We start from the raw sequence: 15,327 nt of genomic DNA, 5'->3' as shown, positions 1-15,327 counted from the left end.
AGTCCGCTCTCTCTCCCGTGGCTCCGCCGGGGGAGAGGGTTGGGGTTTGGGGGAGGCCCTTGCTCTTGCTTTGGCTGCTGCTCTGGCCAGTGATCACGCTCGCCATCCAGTCCGCACCGCCGCCTCCTCCGGACCTCACCCAGCGCGCCGGCTTTGACCAACGTCTCGGCGCACAGCTGCCTATGGACACCCGCTTCCTCGACGCCAACGGCAAACCCATCGACCTGCGCACGCTCGCTGGCGGCAAGCCGCTCCTACTCACGCTCGGCTACTACCGCTGCCCCAATCTGTGCGACGTGGTGCTGAACGGTATGGCGCACACGCTGGCGATGCTCGACCTCGCACCCGGCCGCGACTTCGCGGTGGCCTTCGTCAGCATCGACCCGACCGACAGGCCGGCGGACGCACGCCACACCCAGGCGATGCTCGAGCGCACGCATCCGGACGCCCACGTGCCCCACTGGCACTTCCTCACCGGCAATCAGGCGAGCATCGGCTCGCTCGCCCACGCGGTCGGCTTCCGCTACTTCTACGACGACAAGCTCCACCAGTACGCCCACGCCGCCGGCCTCGTGGCGATCACGCCGGGCGGCAAGGTCGCGCAGTACTTCTTCGGCGTGTCCTGGCCACCGGCATCGCTGCGCCTGGCGTTGGTGGGCGCCTCGCAAGGCCGGCTCGGCTCCCTGGCCGACCGGCTGGTGCTGCTGTGCTGCGGCTACGATCCGGCCACCGGCCGCTACAGCCTGGCGATCGGCCGCACCATGCAGGCGCTTGGCGTGGCCTTCGTGCTGGCGTTGGCGTGCTGGCTGGCCTGGCTTAAAGTGAGGGCGCGCGCATGAGCATGCTGCCGCAGGCCTCCAGCTTCGCCCCCGACGTCGACCACCTGTTCGATGCGCTGCTGTTGCTGTGCGGCCTGGTGACGATCGGCGTGTTCGCCGTGATGATCGTCTTCTGCGTGAGGTATCGCCACGGTACCGCTGCCGAGCGCACGCCCGCGCGGCAGCATCTGGGCGTGGAGCTGACCTGGACGCTCATCCCCTTCGTCCTGTTCATGGGCATCTTCGGCTGGAGCGTGCACCTGTGGATCCGGCTGCGCACGCCACCCAAGAACGCCCAGCCGGTCTACGTGGTCGCCAAGCAGTGGATGTGGAAGGTGCAGCACCCCGGCGGTCAGCGCGAGATCGATACGCTGCATGTCCCGGTGGGCCAGCCAATACGCCTGGTGATGACCTCGCAGGACGTGATCCACAGCTTCTACGTGCCAGCCTTCCGCGTGAAGCAGGACGTGCTGCCGGACCGCTACACGGAGCTGTGGTTCACCGCCACGCAGGCCGGCACCTTCCACCTGTTCTGCGCCGAGTTCTGCGGAACCGACCATGCGCGCATGGGCGGTTCGGTGATCGCCATGGCGCCGGCGGACTACGCGCGCTGGCTGCACGCGCACGCCGGGCTTGGCCTGGCGGCGCAGGGCGAGGCGTTGTTCCGGCAGCTGGGCTGCAGCGGTTGCCACGACCCGCAGTCAGGCGTGCACGCGCCCGACCTGTACGACCTCTACGGCCACACCGTGCCGCTGTCGGACGGTTCGCAGGTGCTCGCCGACGAGCGCTACCTGCAGGACTCGATTCTGCTGCCGAAGAAGCAGATCGCCGCCGGTTACGCACCGATCATGCCCAGCTTCGAGGGCCGCATCGGCGCGGAGGACGTGCTGGCCCTGGTGGACTACCTGAAGACCCGCACGCGCGCGGCGGAGGACAGCCATGAACACCGTTGAGCGCGTGCCCGCACCACGCAGCTATCTGGAGGAGGGCTACGGCCTGCGCTCGTGGCTGACCACGCACGACCACAAGCGCATCGCCATCCTTTACGGCATCGGCATCACCTTCTTCTTCTTCCTCGGCGGGCTGGCCGCCGCGCTGATCCGCTGGGAGCTGGTCACGCCGGCCGGCGACCTGATGAGCGCGGAGACCTACAACAAGACATTCACCTTCCACGGCGTGGTGATGGTGTGGTTCTTCCTGATCCCCTCGATCCCCGCCACCCTGGGCAACTTCCTGCTGCCGCTGATGATCGGCGCGCGCGACGTGGCGTTCCCCCGGCTGAACCTGTTCAGCTGGTACCTGTACGTGGTCGGCGGCCTGTTCACCCTGCTCTGCCTTCTGCTGGGCGGCGTGGACACCGGCTGGACCTTCTACACGCCGTTCTCGACGATGTTCTCCAACTCCAACGTGATGCTGGTGGTGGTCGGCGTGTTCGTGGTGGGCTTCTCCTCGATCTTCACAGGCCTCAACTTCATCGTCACCGTGCACACCATGCGCGCGCCGGGCATGACCTGGATGCGCCTGCCGCTGTTCGTGTGGGCGATGTACGCGGTGGCGCTGGTGATGATGCTGGCCACGCCGGTGCTGGCGATGACGCTGGCGCTGATCGGGCTGGAACGGCTGTTCGGCGTCGGCATCTTCGACCCGGCGCTGGGCGGGGACCCGGTGCTGTTCCAGCACTTCTTCTGGTTCTACTCGCACCCGGCCGTGTACATCATGATCCTGCCGGCCATGGGCGTGGTCAGCGAGCTGATCACTAATGGCGCGCGCCGGCGCATCTTCGGTTACAAGTTCATGGTGTGGGCGATCATCGGCATCGCGGTGGTCGGCTTCCTGGTGTGGGGTCACCACATGTTCGTGGCGGGGCAGTCGATGTACGCGAGCATCGTGTTCTCGATCCTCTCCTTCATCATCGCGGTGCCCTCGGCGATCAAGGTCTTCAACTGGACCGCCACGCTGTACAGGGGCGACATCTCCTTCGACGCGCCGATGCTCTACGCGCTGGGCTTCGTCGGCCTGTTCATGCTGGGCGGGCTGACCGGTCTGTTCCTGGCGGCGACCGCGCTGGACGTCAACCTCACCGACACCTACTTCGTGGTGGCGCACTTCCACTACATCATGGTCGGCGGGGCGGTGATGGCTTACCTGGGCGGCATCCACTACTGGTGGCCCAAGATCACCGGTCGGCTCTATTCGGAAGCGTGGGCGCGCTTCGCCGCGATCCTGATGTTCTTCGGCTTCAACCTCACCTTCTTCCCGCAGTACATCCTGGGCTACGAGGGCATGCCGCGGCGTTACCACGAATACCTGCCGCAGTTCCAGGTGTGGAATGTGCTGTCCTCGGCCGGCGCCACCATCCTGGGCGCGGCCTACCTGTTGCCGCTGTTCTATCTCGCCTGGTCGCTGCGCCACGGCGCGCGCGCCGGCCCCAACCCCTGGGATGCCACCGGGCTGGAATGGACCGTTCCCTCGCCGCCGCCCCTGCACAACTTCGACGAGGCCCCCGAGGTCACCGAAGGCCCTTACGCCTACCGCCGATGAATGCCCGACCCCATCCCGTTCCCGAGCAGTTCGACGACCCCGTGCAGCAGCGCGAGGCGGCCACGCTCGGCATGTGGGCGTTCCTGGCCACCGAGATCCTGTTCTTCGGCGTGTTGTTCGCCGGCTATACGCTGTGTCGCGTGCGCTTCCCCGATGCCTTCGCCGAAGGCAGCCGGCACACCGACATGCTGCTGGGCACGCTGGAGACTGCCGTGCTGCTGACCAGCAGCTGCGCGGCGGCGCTGTCCGTGCGCGAGGTGCAGCTGGGCGGGCGGCGGCTGGCCAGCGCGCTGCTGGCGGCCACCGCCGCGCTCGGCGTCGCCTTCCTCGTGATGCACGGCTTCGAATATGTCGCCGAGTACCGCGAGGGGCTGATGCCGGCGATCCATTACACCCAGCAGGGCGTCCATGCGCGCGGCATGGAGATCTTCTATTGCCTGTACTACTTCATCACCGGCTTCCACAGCATCCACGTGATGGTCGGCGTGGTGCTGATGTTGGTGATGGCCGGGCGCACCTGGCGGCGCGCTTACGATGCGGACTACCACACGCCGCTGGAGCTCACGGCGCTGTACTGGCACCTGGTCGACATCGTGTGGATCTTCGTCTACCCGCTGGTCTACCTGGTCGGAAGGGCCGGATGAACGCGCGCGCCGCCCGCCCGCAGCGCACGCACCGGAGCGGCCCGCGGCCGCCCTCGCTGGCCAGCAACCTGTGGACGCTGGCCGCATTGCTGGTGTTGCTGGCCTTGAGCGCGGGCAGCGCGCTGCTCAGGCTCGGACCGTTCAACGCGGTGGCCAACCTGGGCATCGCCGCGGTCAAGGCGTCGCTGGTGCTCGGCATTTTCATGCGGTTGAAGAGCGACAACGCGCTGCTGCGCATCGTCGCCAGCGCGGGCTTCGCCTGGCTGGCGGTGATGATCGCGCTCGCGCTGGCCGACGTGCTGACGCGTACGCCGCTGCCGGTGCCCTGGTAACGTCAGCCCTGGCACGCAACGTGCAAACCCCCGTGCAGGGGGCGATTCATCGACACGCTGGCACGATTCAGGCGGCCATCGACCAAGCCCCGCCTCCGCACGTCGACCGCTGCATGAACGCCCCGTACGACAACGTCCCGTTCCCGCCGCTGCCCCCGTTCGGCGGCTTCCGCGAAGCGGCGCAGGCCTGCCTGGGCTTGCTGGGCGCGCGCACCGGCGTGGGCGCCTGGTACTTCACCCGGGTGGACGGCGAGGACTGGCTGGTGCTGGCCGCCTCGGACGAGCGCTACGGCGTGCGCAGCGGCGACGCGCTCAAGTGGGCCGACTCGATCTGCTCGCGCATGGTGCGCGGCGGCCCGTGCGTGGTTTCCGACGCCAATGCGCAGGCGGACTATGCCGACGCGCCAATCGCCCGTCGCGGCATCGGTGCCTACCTGGGCGTGCCGGTGCAGCTCGACCACGGCGCCATCGGCACGCTGTGCGCGATCGACCCTCAGCCGATGACGGCGGACCTGGAGCGCTGGCTACCGGTGGTGAAGCTGTGCGCGCAGATGCTGGCCACGCTGTGGCGCCACGACGTGGACCTGAAGGAAACCCAGCGCCGCGCCGAGCGCGCCGAGCTCGAGGCGATGACCGACCCGATGACCGGCATCTACAACCGCCGCGGCTGGCGCCAGCTGCTGACGCTGGAGGAACAGCGCTGCCGCGACGAGCACACCACCGCCGGCATCGTGGTGGTCGATCTGGATCGGCTCAAGCAGACCAACGACAGCCAAGGCCACACGGCGGGCGACGTGCTGATCCAGCGCGCCGCGCAGGAACTCTCCCGTTCGGTGCGGGCCATCGATGTGGTCGCGCGCCTGGGTGGCGACGAATTCGTGGTGCTGATCCTCGATGTGGGTCCCACCGAACTGGCGCGCCAGGCCAGTCGCTTGGAAGAGGCCCTGCGCGTCGCCGGCATCGCCGCCACGCTGGGCTACAGCTGGCGCGGTCCGGACCGTGACCTGGGCGAGGCCTACCGCGAAGCCGACCTGCTGATGCTCGACGCCAAGCGCGGGCGGCAACACGCGCCATAGCCGGTGCGCGGGACACCTCGCTCCGCCGGCCCCAACTGCTTCGCCGCACGGCTGGCCAGCGGCGACATCGACCTGGAGCTGCCCGACGGCGCAGCCGATCCTGTCGATCATCCTCGGCGGCACCGCGAGCCCGCCTCGAAGCCCCGGTCTGGCTGCTACAGCGCGACCGCCCAACGGCGGCGGCGCATGCCGCTCTATGCGCCCGAACAGGCCGCGCGCGCCGCCTGCTTTCGCCTGGCGCGGATTGCAACGAGCCGAACGCGACCCCGGCGCCTGGATGAGCGGGAGGCGCGAGCTGCGTATCGCATGTGGGGCAGCACCCGGGCCAACCGGGCGATCAGCGTGACCCTGGCCCAGCCCGGCGGACACGCGCCCACCGCGTGGTCGCAGGACGGCGCCTGGGCCTGGTGCGCTTCGTGCTGGCCGACGCGGTGGCGGGTGCCGCGTCCTGATCGGTAGCGGCGCGTCGTCGCGTCGGTCCGAATCAGCCGCCCTGGATCGGGAAGGTCTGAGTGCCCCCGGAGGCCGCCGGCGCCGGCGTGGCGGAGGGCCTGGTGGAAACCGGGCGGGCGCTGCCGCACTGGTAGGCGCCCCAGGCCTGCGAGCCGTCGGCCGGTTCGCCCAGCGGCTTGATGGTGTCGGCGTGCATCTTGGCCGCCTCGTTGCGAGCCATGACTTCCAGTTCGTCGCGCACCTTGATGTCGTTGCGATCCACCGGGCCGACATGGTCCATCACCGAGACGGTGACCTTGCCCAGGTCGCGGCATTGCGAGACGTCGCCGCTCCAGGCGGTGCGCACCTGCTTGCCGGCCTCATCCAGGGTGATGCCCCAGGTGCAGGCGCCGAGCAGCAGGATGGGGGCGAGCAGCAACAGGGTCTTGCGCATGGATGGCTCCGGCGGGGCAGTGTGGAAGAGGCCATCGTACCCCGGCAGTGCCGGGGCCGGGCTGAAGGGAAAGCAAAAGTCTCCCCCTTCGTTGCGATCGACCGGAGGCGCCGGGCGAGGGCCGGCTACTTCACCGGCTTGCCGTCGGCATCGAGCACCTCGACCTGGCCCAGCTTCAGCGCCCGCACCGGCGCCTCGATCTGTTTGAGGTCGCCCACGATCACCCAGGTCAGCCTGTCGGGGTGAATCACCTCCGCGGCCGCCGCCTGCACCTGCGGGTCCTTCAGCCCCTCGATGCGCGCCTTCTCGGTCTGCACCCAGTCGTCAGGGCGGTCGTACAGGGCGATGTCCTGCAGTGCACCCATCACCGCGGAGGTGGTCTGGTACTCGCCGGGCAGGCCGCGCACGTCGCTGTCCTTGATCTTGGCGATTTCCTGGTGGGTGAGCGGCTGCTTGCCGATCACGCCGCGCGCCTCGGCCAGGATCTGCGCGGCCGAAGGCGCGGTCTTGTCGGTCTGCACCGGCGCGTACATCAGGAACGGGCGTTGGCCCAGCGCATCGGGCAGGAAGCTGTAGGCGCCGTAGGCCCAGTGCTTGTCCTCGCGCAGGTTCATGTTCAGGCGCGAGGTGAACGAGCCGCCGAAGGCGCCGTTCATGGTCTCGATGTCGAGGTTGTTGGCCGCCTTGGTCGAAGGCGCCAGGCTGCCGGCCAGGATCAGGCTCTGCTGCGCGCCGGGACGGTCGATCAGGTAGACCCGCGGCGACTTGGGCGGCGCCACGGCGGCGAGGTTCTTGGCCGGCACCTTGCCTGCGCCGTGCCTCCAGTCGGCGAACACCTTGTCGAGCTGCGGAATGATCTTGGCCAGCGTGGTGTCGCCGGCGACGAGGATCTTGACGTTGTCCGGCCGGATGAAGTCGCCCATGAAGCGGCGCATGTCGGCCACCTCGAGCGCAGTTATCGACTCGACCGTGCCCGAGCCAGTGAACGGGATCGCGTAGGCGTGGCCCTCGCCGTAGAGCAGCGGCGGCAAGGTGCGCAGCGCGATGCCGACCGGCTGGCTCTTCTCCTGCGCGATGCGCGCCAGCCACTGGCCGCGCAGGCGCGCCACGTCATCGGCGCGGAAGGCCGGATTGCGCACGATGTCGGCGAACAGGGTGAGCGAAGGCTCCAGCTTGTCGTCGAGCGCGTTGAGCGAGGCGTTGCAGAAGTCCAGCCCGCAACCGCTACCGATCAGCGCGCCCAGGCGCTGCTCGCGCTTGGCGATCTCGACCGAGTCGAGGTCCGTCGTGCCTTCGTCCAGCATTGCCATGGTGAAGCTGGAGGTGCCCAGCTTGCGGCCCTGGTCGGCCGCGTAGCCGGCATCGAACAGCAGCTGCACCTGTACCGCCGGCACTTCGTGGCGCTCGGCGAGGGTGACCTCGATGCCGTTGGCGAGCTTGCCGTGCTGCAGGGTGGGGAAGGTGAGGCTGGGGAAGCTCGTCACCTGCGGCACGCCGTTGCTGCGATCGACCGGACTCTTCACGGTGTGGTAGTCGCCCTTGTCCGAAAGCCGGGGCGCGGGCTTGCCCGGCAACGCGGCACGGCCGCCGGCGGTGGCGAAGTCGGTCTCTTCGACCTTGCCGGGAACGACGGTGAGCGTGTAGTCGCCGCGCGCGATCCAGCGGTTGGCTGACGCCTTGACGCTGGCCGGCGTGGCCGCCATCAGCGTGTCGAAGTCCTTCAGGTATGCGCCCGGATCGCCCTGGTAAAGCTGCCCCTCGGCGAGGATCGAGGCTTGCGTGTTGACCCGCTCCAGCCCGCGCACGAAGGCGGCGCGGATGGTGGTCTTGACGCGTTCCAGCTCGTCGGCGGTAGGCCCGTCCTTGAGGAACTTCGCCCACTCGTCGGCCACCGCGGCCTCGACCTTGGCCGGGTCGGCGCCCTTCTTCACGTCCACCTGCAGCTCGAACAGGCTCGCCAGCACGTGCTGCTCGATGTCGACCGAGACGTCGTCGGCGAGCTTGTCCTTGTAGACCAGGCGCTGGTAAAGGCGCGAGGTCTTGCCGCCGCCGAGTACCGCCGCGGCCAATTGCAGCTGGTTGAGTTCCAGGTCGGTGCGCGAGGGTGCGTTCCACTCGCGGTAGATGCGCGTCTGCGCCACGTTGTCGGTCATCGTGCCGCGGCTGGATTTCTCGCGCGGCGCGATCCACGGCTGCGGGCGCGGCACCCGCGGGCCGGCGCCGATGTCGCCGAAGTACCTGAGCATCTTCTGCTTGGCTTGCGCCAGGGTGATGTCGCCGGCCAGCACCACCACCGTGTTGGCCGCGCCGTAGTAGTCGCGAAACCATTGCTTGACGTCGGCCAGCGAGGCGGCGTTCAAGTCGGCCATCGAGCCGATCGTGTCGTGGTGGTAGGGATGGTTGGCCGGAAAGGCCTCGGCCTGGATCAGCTCGCCGACACGGCCGTAGGGCTGGTTCTCGTCCTGGCGCTTCTCGTTCTGCACCACGCCGCGCTGCTCGTCCAGCTCCTTCTGGCCAATCGCGCCGAGCAGGTGGCCCATGCGGTCGGACTCCATCCACAGCGCCATGTCCAGCGCGGTAGTGGGCACCGTCTCGAAATAGTTGGTGCGGTCCAGCCAGGTGGTGCCGTTCTGATCGGTGGCGCCGGCCAGCTCGAACGGCCGGAAGTACTCGTCCCTGTGGTTTTCCGAGCCCTGGAACATCAGGTGTTCGAACAGGTGCGCGAAACCGGTCTTGCCCTTGGGTTCGTAGGAGGAGCCCACGTGGTACCACACGCTCACCGCCACCACCGGCGCCTTGTGGTCCTCGTGCACCACCACGGTCAACCCGTTGGGGAGAGTGAAGCGGTGGTAGGCCAGGTCGGGGATCTTCTGCGCCTGGACCGCGGGCGTACCGGCGACCGGTGCCGCCGGCGCCAGGCCGGGAAGGGCGATCAGGCCTGCGACGACCAGTGCCAGTGCGGTCTTGGCGGGAAAGCGGCTTGCCACGATGCAACCTCCTGTCTCATGGATGTCTCCTGAGGCTATCGGGCGAGGGCGAGAGAGCACAAGCGCGCTGTCGCATCGCTGTCCGTCCGGTGTCCGGCAGTGGACCCGCACTGTCCGCGGACAACCGCCGCACGACCGGCCCGGGCTGACAAACGTCACTGGATCAAGGGTTTTCCCGCCACTGCATCGCTGGCACGGCGCTTGCCAAAGTAATCACGACGGACCCCTTTCCCTGTTTGAAGGAAGCCAAGCCATGAAATTCGAGACCCTGTTGCTGCGCAGCCTCTTCGTCGCCTGCCTGCTGGCGTGCGGATGGATCATGGGCGCGATGCTGTTCACCCCCGGCCCGGTGCAACTGGCGGGTACCGGCGGCGGCGCCCGCATCGGCGCGCTGCTGGCCGCGCCCGCCGTCTGCATGCTGCCTCCCGATGGCGTGGTGTGCCCGCGCCAGGACAGCTGAGCGGCGCCACACGGGATGGGTCCTGCGCGCGCCGCACGGGATCGGGATAATGGCCCGATGCTGCACGTCATCCTGTACCGCCCCGAGATCCCGCCCAACACCGGCAACGCCATCCGCCTGTGCGCCAACACCGGCGCCAGCCTGCACCTGATCCGGCCGCTGGGCTTCGAACTGGACGACGCACGCCTGCGTCGCGCCGGCCTGGACTACCACGAGTACGCCCGCGTCGCCGTGCACGAGGACCTGGCCGCCTGCCTGGCCTCACTGGGCCAACCGCGCGTGTTCGCCTTCTCCACCCGAGGCCGCATCGCGCATGTCGACGTGCGTTACGTGCCGGGCGACGCGCTGCTGTTCGGCTGCGAGACGGCCGGGCTGCCCCCTGAGCTGCTGGAGGCGATCCCGCCCGAACAGCGCCTGCGGCTGCCGATGCGGCCGGACAGCCGCAGCCTCAACCTTTCCAACGCCGTTGCCGTGGCGGTGTACGAGGCCTGGCGCCAGCTCGGCTTCGATGGCGCCGCGCCCATCGGCGGCTGAGCCGCGAGGGGCGATCGCGCCCCGTGCAGCCCGCTACAACGCACCCGCTACAATCAGCGGATGAATGCCGCCACCCCGAATGCCTGGCTGCCGCAGCCGCTGCGCAAGCTCGCCGGCCGCGCCCTGGAAACCGCGCTCAACCACACGCTGGCGCTCGACCCGGATACCCGGCACAAGCTGGCCGCGCTCGAAGGCCGCAGCATCCAGCTGCACCTGCGCGGACCGGAGCTGGTCCTGCGTGTCGCGGTGGAGGGCCAACGCCTCCGGGTCGGGCCGCCGCAGGACTCAAGCCAGCTGCGGGTGGCGGCGAGCCCGGCCAGCCTGCTGGCGATGGCGCTGCGACGGGGAGACGAAAGCGTGTCGCCCGGCAAGGTGGAGATCGCCGGCGACGCCGACCTGGCACGTCGACTGGAAAAGCTCGCCAGCGCCTTCGCGCCGGACTTCGAGGAGGCCTTCGCACGCAGCTTCGGCGACGTGCTCGGCGTGCCGCTGGCACAGGCCATCGCCCGCGGCCTACGGCATGCGCGCGAAAGCGCCCGCCACTTCACCGAGGATGGCGCGGACTGGCTGCGTGACGAGGCGCAACTGACCCCCGCGATGGGCGAGGTGGACGATTTCCTGGACGGCGTCGATCGTCTGCGCGAACGCACCGAGCGCCTGGAGGCGCGGCTGGCCCGGCTGCGCCAGCGCACGCCGGGGCCGCGCGCATGACGCCTCTCAAGGTATTGCCCGGCGTGTTGCGGGTCGCCTCGGTGCTGCTCGCCTGGCGGCTGGACGAACTGGTCGACGCGGCGCACCTGTACCGCCCGCTCAAGCTGCTGCGCCCGCTGCTGGCGCGTCCGCGTCCGGGTGCACGCGAGCTGCCGCGCGGCGCGCGGCTGCGCCTGGCGCTGACCGAGCTGGGGCCGATCTTTGTCAAGGCAGGGCAGGTGCTGTCCACGCGCCGCGACCTCATCCCGACCGACATCGCGGACGAGCTGGCGCAGCTGCAGGACCAGGTGCCGCCGTTCCCCGGCAGCGAGGCGCGTGCCATCGTCGAGCAGCAGCTCAAGCAACCGGTGGGACGCCTGTACGCCCACTTCGACGAGACGCCGCTCGCCTCCGCCTCGATCGCCCAGGTGCACGCCGCCACCCTGCACGACGGCCGTGCGGTGGTGGTCAAGGTGCTGCGCCCGAGCATCGAGGGCAGGATCGCCCGCGACGTGGCGCTGATGCGCTCGCTGGGCGAGCTGGCCCGGCGCTGGCATCCCAATGCCGACAAGATCCGCCCGCTCGATGTCGTCGCCGAAGTGGAGAAAATGCTCGGGAACGAGCTGGACCTGCAGCGCGAAGGCGCCAGCGCCAGCCTGCTCCGGCGCAACTTCGAGAGCGGCGTGGACCTCTACGTGCCGGCCGTGCACTGGGAGCTGACCGCCGAGCGCGTGCTCACGCTGGAGCGCGTGCATGGCGTGAGTGCGGACGACATCGCCGCCATCGACGCCGCCGGCATCGACCGCAAGGCGCTCGCCGCCAAGGGCGTGCGGGTGTTCTACGAGCAGGTGTTCCGCGACAATTTCTTCCACGCCGACGCGCACCCGGGCAACATCTGGGTGGACATCGCGCGGCGCGAAGATCCGCGCTTCATCGCGCTGGACTTCGGCATCATGGGCTCGCTGCCGGAGGCCGACCAGTACTGGCTGGCGCAGAACTTCATCGCCCTGTTCGAGCGCGACTACGCGCGCATCGCGCAGCTGCACGTGGCGGCCGGCTGGATGCCCGCCACGGTCCGGCTGGACGAACTGGAGGCGGCCGTGCGTACGGTGTGCGAGCCCTACTTTACCCGCCCGTTGTCGCAGATCTCGCTGGCCGAGTTGGTGGTCAAGCTGTTCCAGACCGCGCGCCGCTTCGAATTGACCCTGCAGCCGCAGCTGATCCTGCTGCAGAAGACCCTGCTCAACATCGAGGGCGTGGGTCGCATGCTCGACCCGGACATCGACATCTGGGCGGTCGCGCATCCGGTCCTGAAGCGCATCCTGCGCGAGCGCTACAGCGCGCGTCGCACCCTGCGCGCGATCCGCCAGCGCCTGCCTGAATGGCTGCACGAGGCCCCGCAGCTGCCCGAGCTGGTGCGCGATGCGCTGCGCCAGGTGGCCAGCGGCGAGCGGCGGCCGCTAACCGAACCGGCGGAGCTGGCGCTGCGTGCGGAGCTCGCCCTGCGCGGGCGCCGCGCGCTGCTGGGCGGGCTGTTCGGCGCCACCGCGTTCGGCTGCGCCGCGCTGCTGTGGTTGGGCCGGGCGACGGCGGGTTCGGAATGGCTGGCGCTGGGATGCCTGGCGGCGGGCCTGGTCGCCTTCCTCGCCAGCGCCCGGCGCTGAAACGGCCGCCACCTTCCCAGTGCGGCAACACTGTCCGGGCGTCGTTCCCGCAGGAGCGGAGTCCATTCGTTCGGTTGCGAGGCGAACGGTCCGTTCCAGCGGGAACGCCAAAGAAACGCTGTCTCCATGCTCGACATCCTCCACCAGGACGACGCCCTGCTCGCGGTCAACAAGCCCGCGGGCCTGCCTGTGCACCGCTCCAAGCTGATCGGCCCCGCTGATGCGTTCCTCGTCGACCTGTTGCGCGAGCAAGTGGGTGGCGAGTTGTTCCTCGCCCATCGGCTGGACCGCGCCACCAGCGGCGTGCTGCTGGTGGCGCGCTCGGCTGCCATGGCCGCGGCGCTGGGCGAGCAGTTCATGGGCCGTGCGGTGCGCAAGCAATACCTGGCCGTCGTGCGCGGTTGGCCGGAGCCGGCCGAAGGCCTGATCGACTACCCGTTGCCCGGTTCCCGCGAGACCGGCCCGCGGCGCGAGGCGCGCACGCGCTTTGCGCGCCTGTGCACGGTCGAGGTGCCGATCGCGCTCGGCCGATATCCGCAGCAGCGCTACGCGCTGGTGAGGGCGGAGCCTGAAACCGGCCGCTTCCGTCAGATCCGCAAGCACATGGCGCATATCCATCACCCGGTGATCGGCGACTGCCAGCACGGGCGCGGCGACCACAACCGCCTGTACAAGCAGTATTTCGGCTGCCACCGCATGCTGCTGCACGCTTGGAGGCTGCGCTTCGCGCATCCGGCAAGCGGCGCGCCGATGGACCTGGAAGCGCCGCTGGACGGCGCATTCCAGGCGGTGCTGGAGCGCTTCGGCTGGCCGCTGCCGGGCTGAAGCCCACCCGACCGGACAGGCAGCGCGAGGCCGGTCGGGCTTCAGCCCGCCCGTGGCGATCCCCTAAAATGCGCACATGCTGTCCATCAGCCGCACCCTCTCCCTCCCCGACACCGAACTGACCGAGCGCTTCCTGCGCGCGGATGGTCCGGGCGGCCAGCACGTCAACCGCACCGAGAGCGCGGTCGAGCTGCGTTTCGACGTGGCCTCCTCGCCTTCGCTGCCCGAGGAAGTGCGCGCGCGGCTGCTCACGCGGCGCGACCGGCGCATGACCGACGAGGGCGTGCTGGTGATCCAGGCACGCCGCTTCCGCGAGCAGGGACGCAATCGGGACGACGCGCGCGCCCGGCTCGTCGAGCTCATTCGCGGTGCGCTGGCGCCACCGGCGAAGCGCGTGGCGACCCGTCCCACGCGCGCCTCGAAGGAACGCCGCCTGTCGGTCAAGCAGCAGCGCGGCAAGCTCAAGCAGGCACGCTCGCGCGACTGGAGCGGTGAATGAGCGACCGCATGCTGCCGCCGGTGCCACCCCAGGCACCGCGGCTGGACAGCCGCTTCTGGCCCCGGCTGATGCGCGGCCTGCTGCGCCTGTCCGGCTGGCGCCTGCTGGGCGAGCTGCCCGACGTGCCGAAGCTGATCATCATCGGCGCGCCGCATTCGTCCTACTGGGACGGCGTATGGGGCCTGATGATCAAGATCGCGCTGGGACTGGACATCAAGATCATGATCAAGCGCGAGGTGCTGGACAGCCCGCTGGGCCTGATCCTGAAGCCCATCGGCATGATCGGCATCAATCGCAAGGCCGCGCTCAACGTGGTCGGCCAGATGGTGCGCCGCTTCGCCGACCACCCGCGGATGTGGCTGGGCATCACCCCCGAAGGCACGCGCAAGCACGTGAGGCAATGGAAGAGCGGCTTCCTGCGCATCGCGCGAGAAGCCGACGTGCCGGTGTTGCCGGTGTTCCTCGATTATCCGACCCGGACTTTCACGCTGGGCACGCTGCAATACGCCACCGACGATCCCGACGCCGACATGGCGCGCATCCGCGCATTGTTCCGCGGCTATCGCGGCAAGCACCGCGATACCGAGCCGGCGCCATGATGGCGACGCTGGGCATCGCGCATTTCGGCGCCTTCCTGCTCGCCTGCGTGGCGCTAAATCTCACGCCCGGGCTCGATACGTTCTACATCCTCGCCCGCAGCGGTCGCGAGGGACGCGCGGTGGGCTTCGCCGCGGCGCTGGGCATCAATGCCGGCTGCGTGGTGCACACAGGGGCGGCCGTGCTGGGCGTTTCGGCGATCCTGATGACCTCCGCGCTGGCGTTCAGTGCGCTCAAGTACCTGGGCGCGGCCTACCTGGTGTGGATCGGCCTGCGCATGCTGTTCTCGCGGACGGCTGCGCACACGCCCACCGCGACCCGTGGACAGGGCGCGGGAGCTGCGTTCCGGCAGGGCCTGCTGACCAACGTGCTCAACCCGAAGGTGGCGCTTTTCTACCTGGCGTTCCTGCCGCAGTTCGTCTCGGCGCAGGCGGGGCACCCGCAGCTGGCGCTGCTGGTGCTGGGGATGAGCTTCATCGGCACGGGCCTCACCTGGTCGCTGGTGCTGGCGCTGCTCGGCGGACGCATCCACCGGCTGCTGCTGGCTCGGCCAGACCTGGGCCACTGGATGGATCGCCTGTGCGGCACCGTGCTGCTCGCTTTCGGCTTGCAGTTGGCATTACAGCGAGAGGACTAGCTGTGATCTCTCAGTAGGTTGTTCACCCGGGGCGATCCCGGGATTCTGGAGGTGCGACCCAACCAGCACACCAGGAGCCCCGGATGAACCTGCATAAACATGCCCGTCTTACGCCCCGAGGTCGAGCCCTGCTCGTG

The 15,327-nt window shown here is 69.3% G+C and carries 16 protein-coding genes; 14 read left to right on the top strand and 2 right to left on the bottom strand.

From position 1 onward, the window contains the following. The first annotated feature begins 59 nt into the window (after nucleotides 1–59). The 6 genes from VGU65_RS01740 (at nucleotide 60) to VGU65_RS01715 (ending at nucleotide 5,411) form a co-directional block, all read left to right on the top strand. Nucleotides 60–839 (top strand): SCO family protein, encoded by a 780-nt coding sequence (locus tag VGU65_RS01740; RefSeq protein ID WP_327472441.1) that lies wholly within the window; start codon nucleotides 60–62, stop codon nucleotides 837–839. Then, on the top strand, nucleotides 836–1,771 hold the full coding sequence (gene coxB, locus VGU65_RS01735; RefSeq protein WP_327472440.1) for a cytochrome c oxidase subunit II: 936 nt from the start codon (nucleotides 836–838) through the stop codon (nucleotides 1,769–1,771). Before VGU65_RS01740 ends, coxB begins: the two co-directional genes overlap by 4 nt. Continuing rightward, nucleotides 1,758–3,359 carry a cytochrome c oxidase subunit I gene (gene ctaD, locus VGU65_RS01730; RefSeq protein WP_327472439.1) on the top strand — a complete coding sequence of 534 codons (1,602 nt, stop codon included), beginning with the start codon at nucleotides 1,758–1,760 and terminating at the stop codon, nucleotides 3,357–3,359. Before coxB ends, ctaD begins: the two co-directional genes overlap by 14 nt. Continuing rightward, on the top strand, nucleotides 3,356–4,003 hold the full coding sequence (locus tag VGU65_RS01725; RefSeq protein WP_327472438.1) for a cytochrome c oxidase subunit 3: 648 nt from the start codon (nucleotides 3,356–3,358) through the stop codon (nucleotides 4,001–4,003). The genes ctaD and VGU65_RS01725 overlap by 4 nt, the downstream gene beginning before the upstream one ends. Continuing rightward, a complete protein-coding gene (locus tag VGU65_RS01720; protein WP_327472437.1) occupies nucleotides 4,000–4,335 on the top strand; it encodes a cytochrome C oxidase subunit IV family protein in 336 nt (111 codons plus the stop codon). Before VGU65_RS01725 ends, VGU65_RS01720 begins: the two co-directional genes overlap by 4 nt. A 113-nt stretch (nucleotides 4,336–4,448) precedes the next feature. Further along, the gene (locus VGU65_RS01715) at nucleotides 4,449–5,411 is read left to right on the top strand and encodes a diguanylate cyclase (protein WP_327472436.1); all 963 of its coding nucleotides are present in this window, start codon (nucleotides 4,449–4,451) and stop codon (nucleotides 5,409–5,411) included. 484 nt (nucleotides 5,412–5,895) lie between these two features. Here VGU65_RS01715 and VGU65_RS01710 read toward each other — a convergent pair whose 3' ends face one another. Both VGU65_RS01710 and VGU65_RS01705 read right to left on the bottom strand, forming a co-directional pair. After that, a complete protein-coding gene (locus VGU65_RS01710; protein ID WP_327472435.1) occupies nucleotides 5,896–6,297 on the bottom strand; it encodes a DUF4156 domain-containing protein in 402 nt (133 codons plus the stop codon). Between the two features lie 125 nt (nucleotides 6,298–6,422). Then, complete coding sequence (locus tag VGU65_RS01705; RefSeq protein ID WP_327472434.1) at nucleotides 6,423–9,284, bottom strand: M16 family metallopeptidase; 2,862 nt, start codon at nucleotides 9,282–9,284, stop codon at nucleotides 6,423–6,425. Nucleotides 9,285–9,537: 253 nt separating this feature from the next. Here VGU65_RS01705 and VGU65_RS01700 point away from each other — a divergent pair, with 253 nt between their 5' ends. From VGU65_RS01700 to VGU65_RS01665, 8 genes are all read left to right on the top strand, one after another. Then, nucleotides 9,538–9,744: a hypothetical protein gene (locus VGU65_RS01700; protein ID WP_327472433.1), complete on the top strand. Its 207-nt coding sequence runs from the start codon at nucleotides 9,538–9,540 to the stop codon at nucleotides 9,742–9,744. 57 nt (nucleotides 9,745–9,801) lie between these two features. Beyond that, nucleotides 9,802–10,278: a tRNA (cytidine(34)-2'-O)-methyltransferase gene (locus VGU65_RS01695; protein ID WP_327472432.1), complete on the top strand. Its 477-nt coding sequence runs from the start codon at nucleotides 9,802–9,804 to the stop codon at nucleotides 10,276–10,278. Nucleotides 10,279–10,338: 60 nt separating this feature from the next. Then, nucleotides 10,339–10,989, top strand: coding sequence for a ubiquinone biosynthesis accessory factor UbiJ (locus VGU65_RS01690; protein ID WP_327472431.1), 651 nt, complete (start codon nucleotides 10,339–10,341; stop codon nucleotides 10,987–10,989). After that, nucleotides 10,986–12,632 (top strand): ubiquinone biosynthesis regulatory protein kinase UbiB, encoded by a 1,647-nt coding sequence (gene ubiB / locus VGU65_RS01685; RefSeq protein ID WP_327472430.1) that lies wholly within the window; start codon nucleotides 10,986–10,988, stop codon nucleotides 12,630–12,632. Before VGU65_RS01690 ends, ubiB begins: the two co-directional genes overlap by 4 nt. Before the next feature lie 126 nt (nucleotides 12,633–12,758). After that, nucleotides 12,759–13,457, top strand: a complete 699-nt coding sequence (locus VGU65_RS01680) for a pseudouridine synthase (protein ID WP_327472429.1) — start codon at nucleotides 12,759–12,761, stop codon at nucleotides 13,455–13,457. Between the two features lie 76 nt (nucleotides 13,458–13,533). Next, complete coding sequence (gene arfB / locus VGU65_RS01675; RefSeq protein ID WP_327472428.1) at nucleotides 13,534–13,956, top strand: alternative ribosome rescue aminoacyl-tRNA hydrolase ArfB; 423 nt, start codon at nucleotides 13,534–13,536, stop codon at nucleotides 13,954–13,956. Next, a complete protein-coding gene (locus VGU65_RS01670; RefSeq protein WP_327472427.1) occupies nucleotides 13,953–14,555 on the top strand; it encodes a 1-acyl-sn-glycerol-3-phosphate acyltransferase in 603 nt (200 codons plus the stop codon). The genes arfB and VGU65_RS01670 overlap by 4 nt, the downstream gene beginning before the upstream one ends. Further along, nucleotides 14,552–15,190, top strand: coding sequence for a LysE family translocator (locus VGU65_RS01665; protein WP_327472426.1), 639 nt, complete (start codon nucleotides 14,552–14,554; stop codon nucleotides 15,188–15,190). Before VGU65_RS01670 ends, VGU65_RS01665 begins: the two co-directional genes overlap by 4 nt. Nucleotides 15,191–15,327: the final 137 nt, after the last annotated feature.

The organism is Frateuria sp. (genome assembly GCF_035943815.1).
In the GTDB taxonomy this organism is placed as follows: domain Bacteria; phylum Pseudomonadota; class Gammaproteobacteria; order Xanthomonadales; family Rhodanobacteraceae; genus Frateuria_A.
The sequence above is the reverse complement of the archived record's forward strand: the minus strand, read 5'-3'. Positions and strand labels throughout refer to the sequence as shown.

Bases quoted from the DNA above. Each gene is read 5' to 3' on its own strand.
- coxB (WP_327472440.1), top strand. From the start codon at position 836: ATGAGCATGCTGCCGCAGGCCTCCAGCTTCGCCCCCGACGTCGACCAC.
- ctaD (WP_327472439.1), top strand. From the start codon at position 1,758: ATGAACACCGTTGAGCGCGTGCCCGCACCACGCAGCTATCTGGAGGAG.
- VGU65_RS01725 (WP_327472438.1), top strand. From the start codon at position 3,356: ATGAATGCCCGACCCCATCCCGTTCCCGAGCAGTTCGACGACCCCGTG.
- VGU65_RS01720 (WP_327472437.1), top strand. From the start codon at position 4,000: ATGAACGCGCGCGCCGCCCGCCCGCAGCGCACGCACCGGAGCGGCCCG.
- VGU65_RS01715 (WP_327472436.1), top strand. From the start codon at position 4,449: ATGAACGCCCCGTACGACAACGTCCCGTTCCCGCCGCTGCCCCCGTTC.
- VGU65_RS01710 (WP_327472435.1), bottom strand. From the start codon at position 6,297: ATGCGCAAGACCCTGTTGCTGCTCGCCCCCATCCTGCTGCTCGGCGCC.
- VGU65_RS01700 (WP_327472433.1), top strand. From the start codon at position 9,538: ATGAAATTCGAGACCCTGTTGCTGCGCAGCCTCTTCGTCGCCTGCCTG.
- VGU65_RS01695 (WP_327472432.1), top strand. From the start codon at position 9,802: ATGCTGCACGTCATCCTGTACCGCCCCGAGATCCCGCCCAACACCGGC.
- VGU65_RS01690 (WP_327472431.1), top strand. From the start codon at position 10,339: ATGAATGCCGCCACCCCGAATGCCTGGCTGCCGCAGCCGCTGCGCAAG.
- ubiB (WP_327472430.1), top strand. From the start codon at position 10,986: ATGACGCCTCTCAAGGTATTGCCCGGCGTGTTGCGGGTCGCCTCGGTG.
- VGU65_RS01680 (WP_327472429.1), top strand. From the start codon at position 12,759: ATGCTCGACATCCTCCACCAGGACGACGCCCTGCTCGCGGTCAACAAG.
- arfB (WP_327472428.1), top strand. From the start codon at position 13,534: ATGCTGTCCATCAGCCGCACCCTCTCCCTCCCCGACACCGAACTGACC.
- VGU65_RS01670 (WP_327472427.1), top strand. From the start codon at position 13,953: ATGAGCGACCGCATGCTGCCGCCGGTGCCACCCCAGGCACCGCGGCTG.
- VGU65_RS01665 (WP_327472426.1), top strand. From the start codon at position 14,552: ATGATGGCGACGCTGGGCATCGCGCATTTCGGCGCCTTCCTGCTCGCC.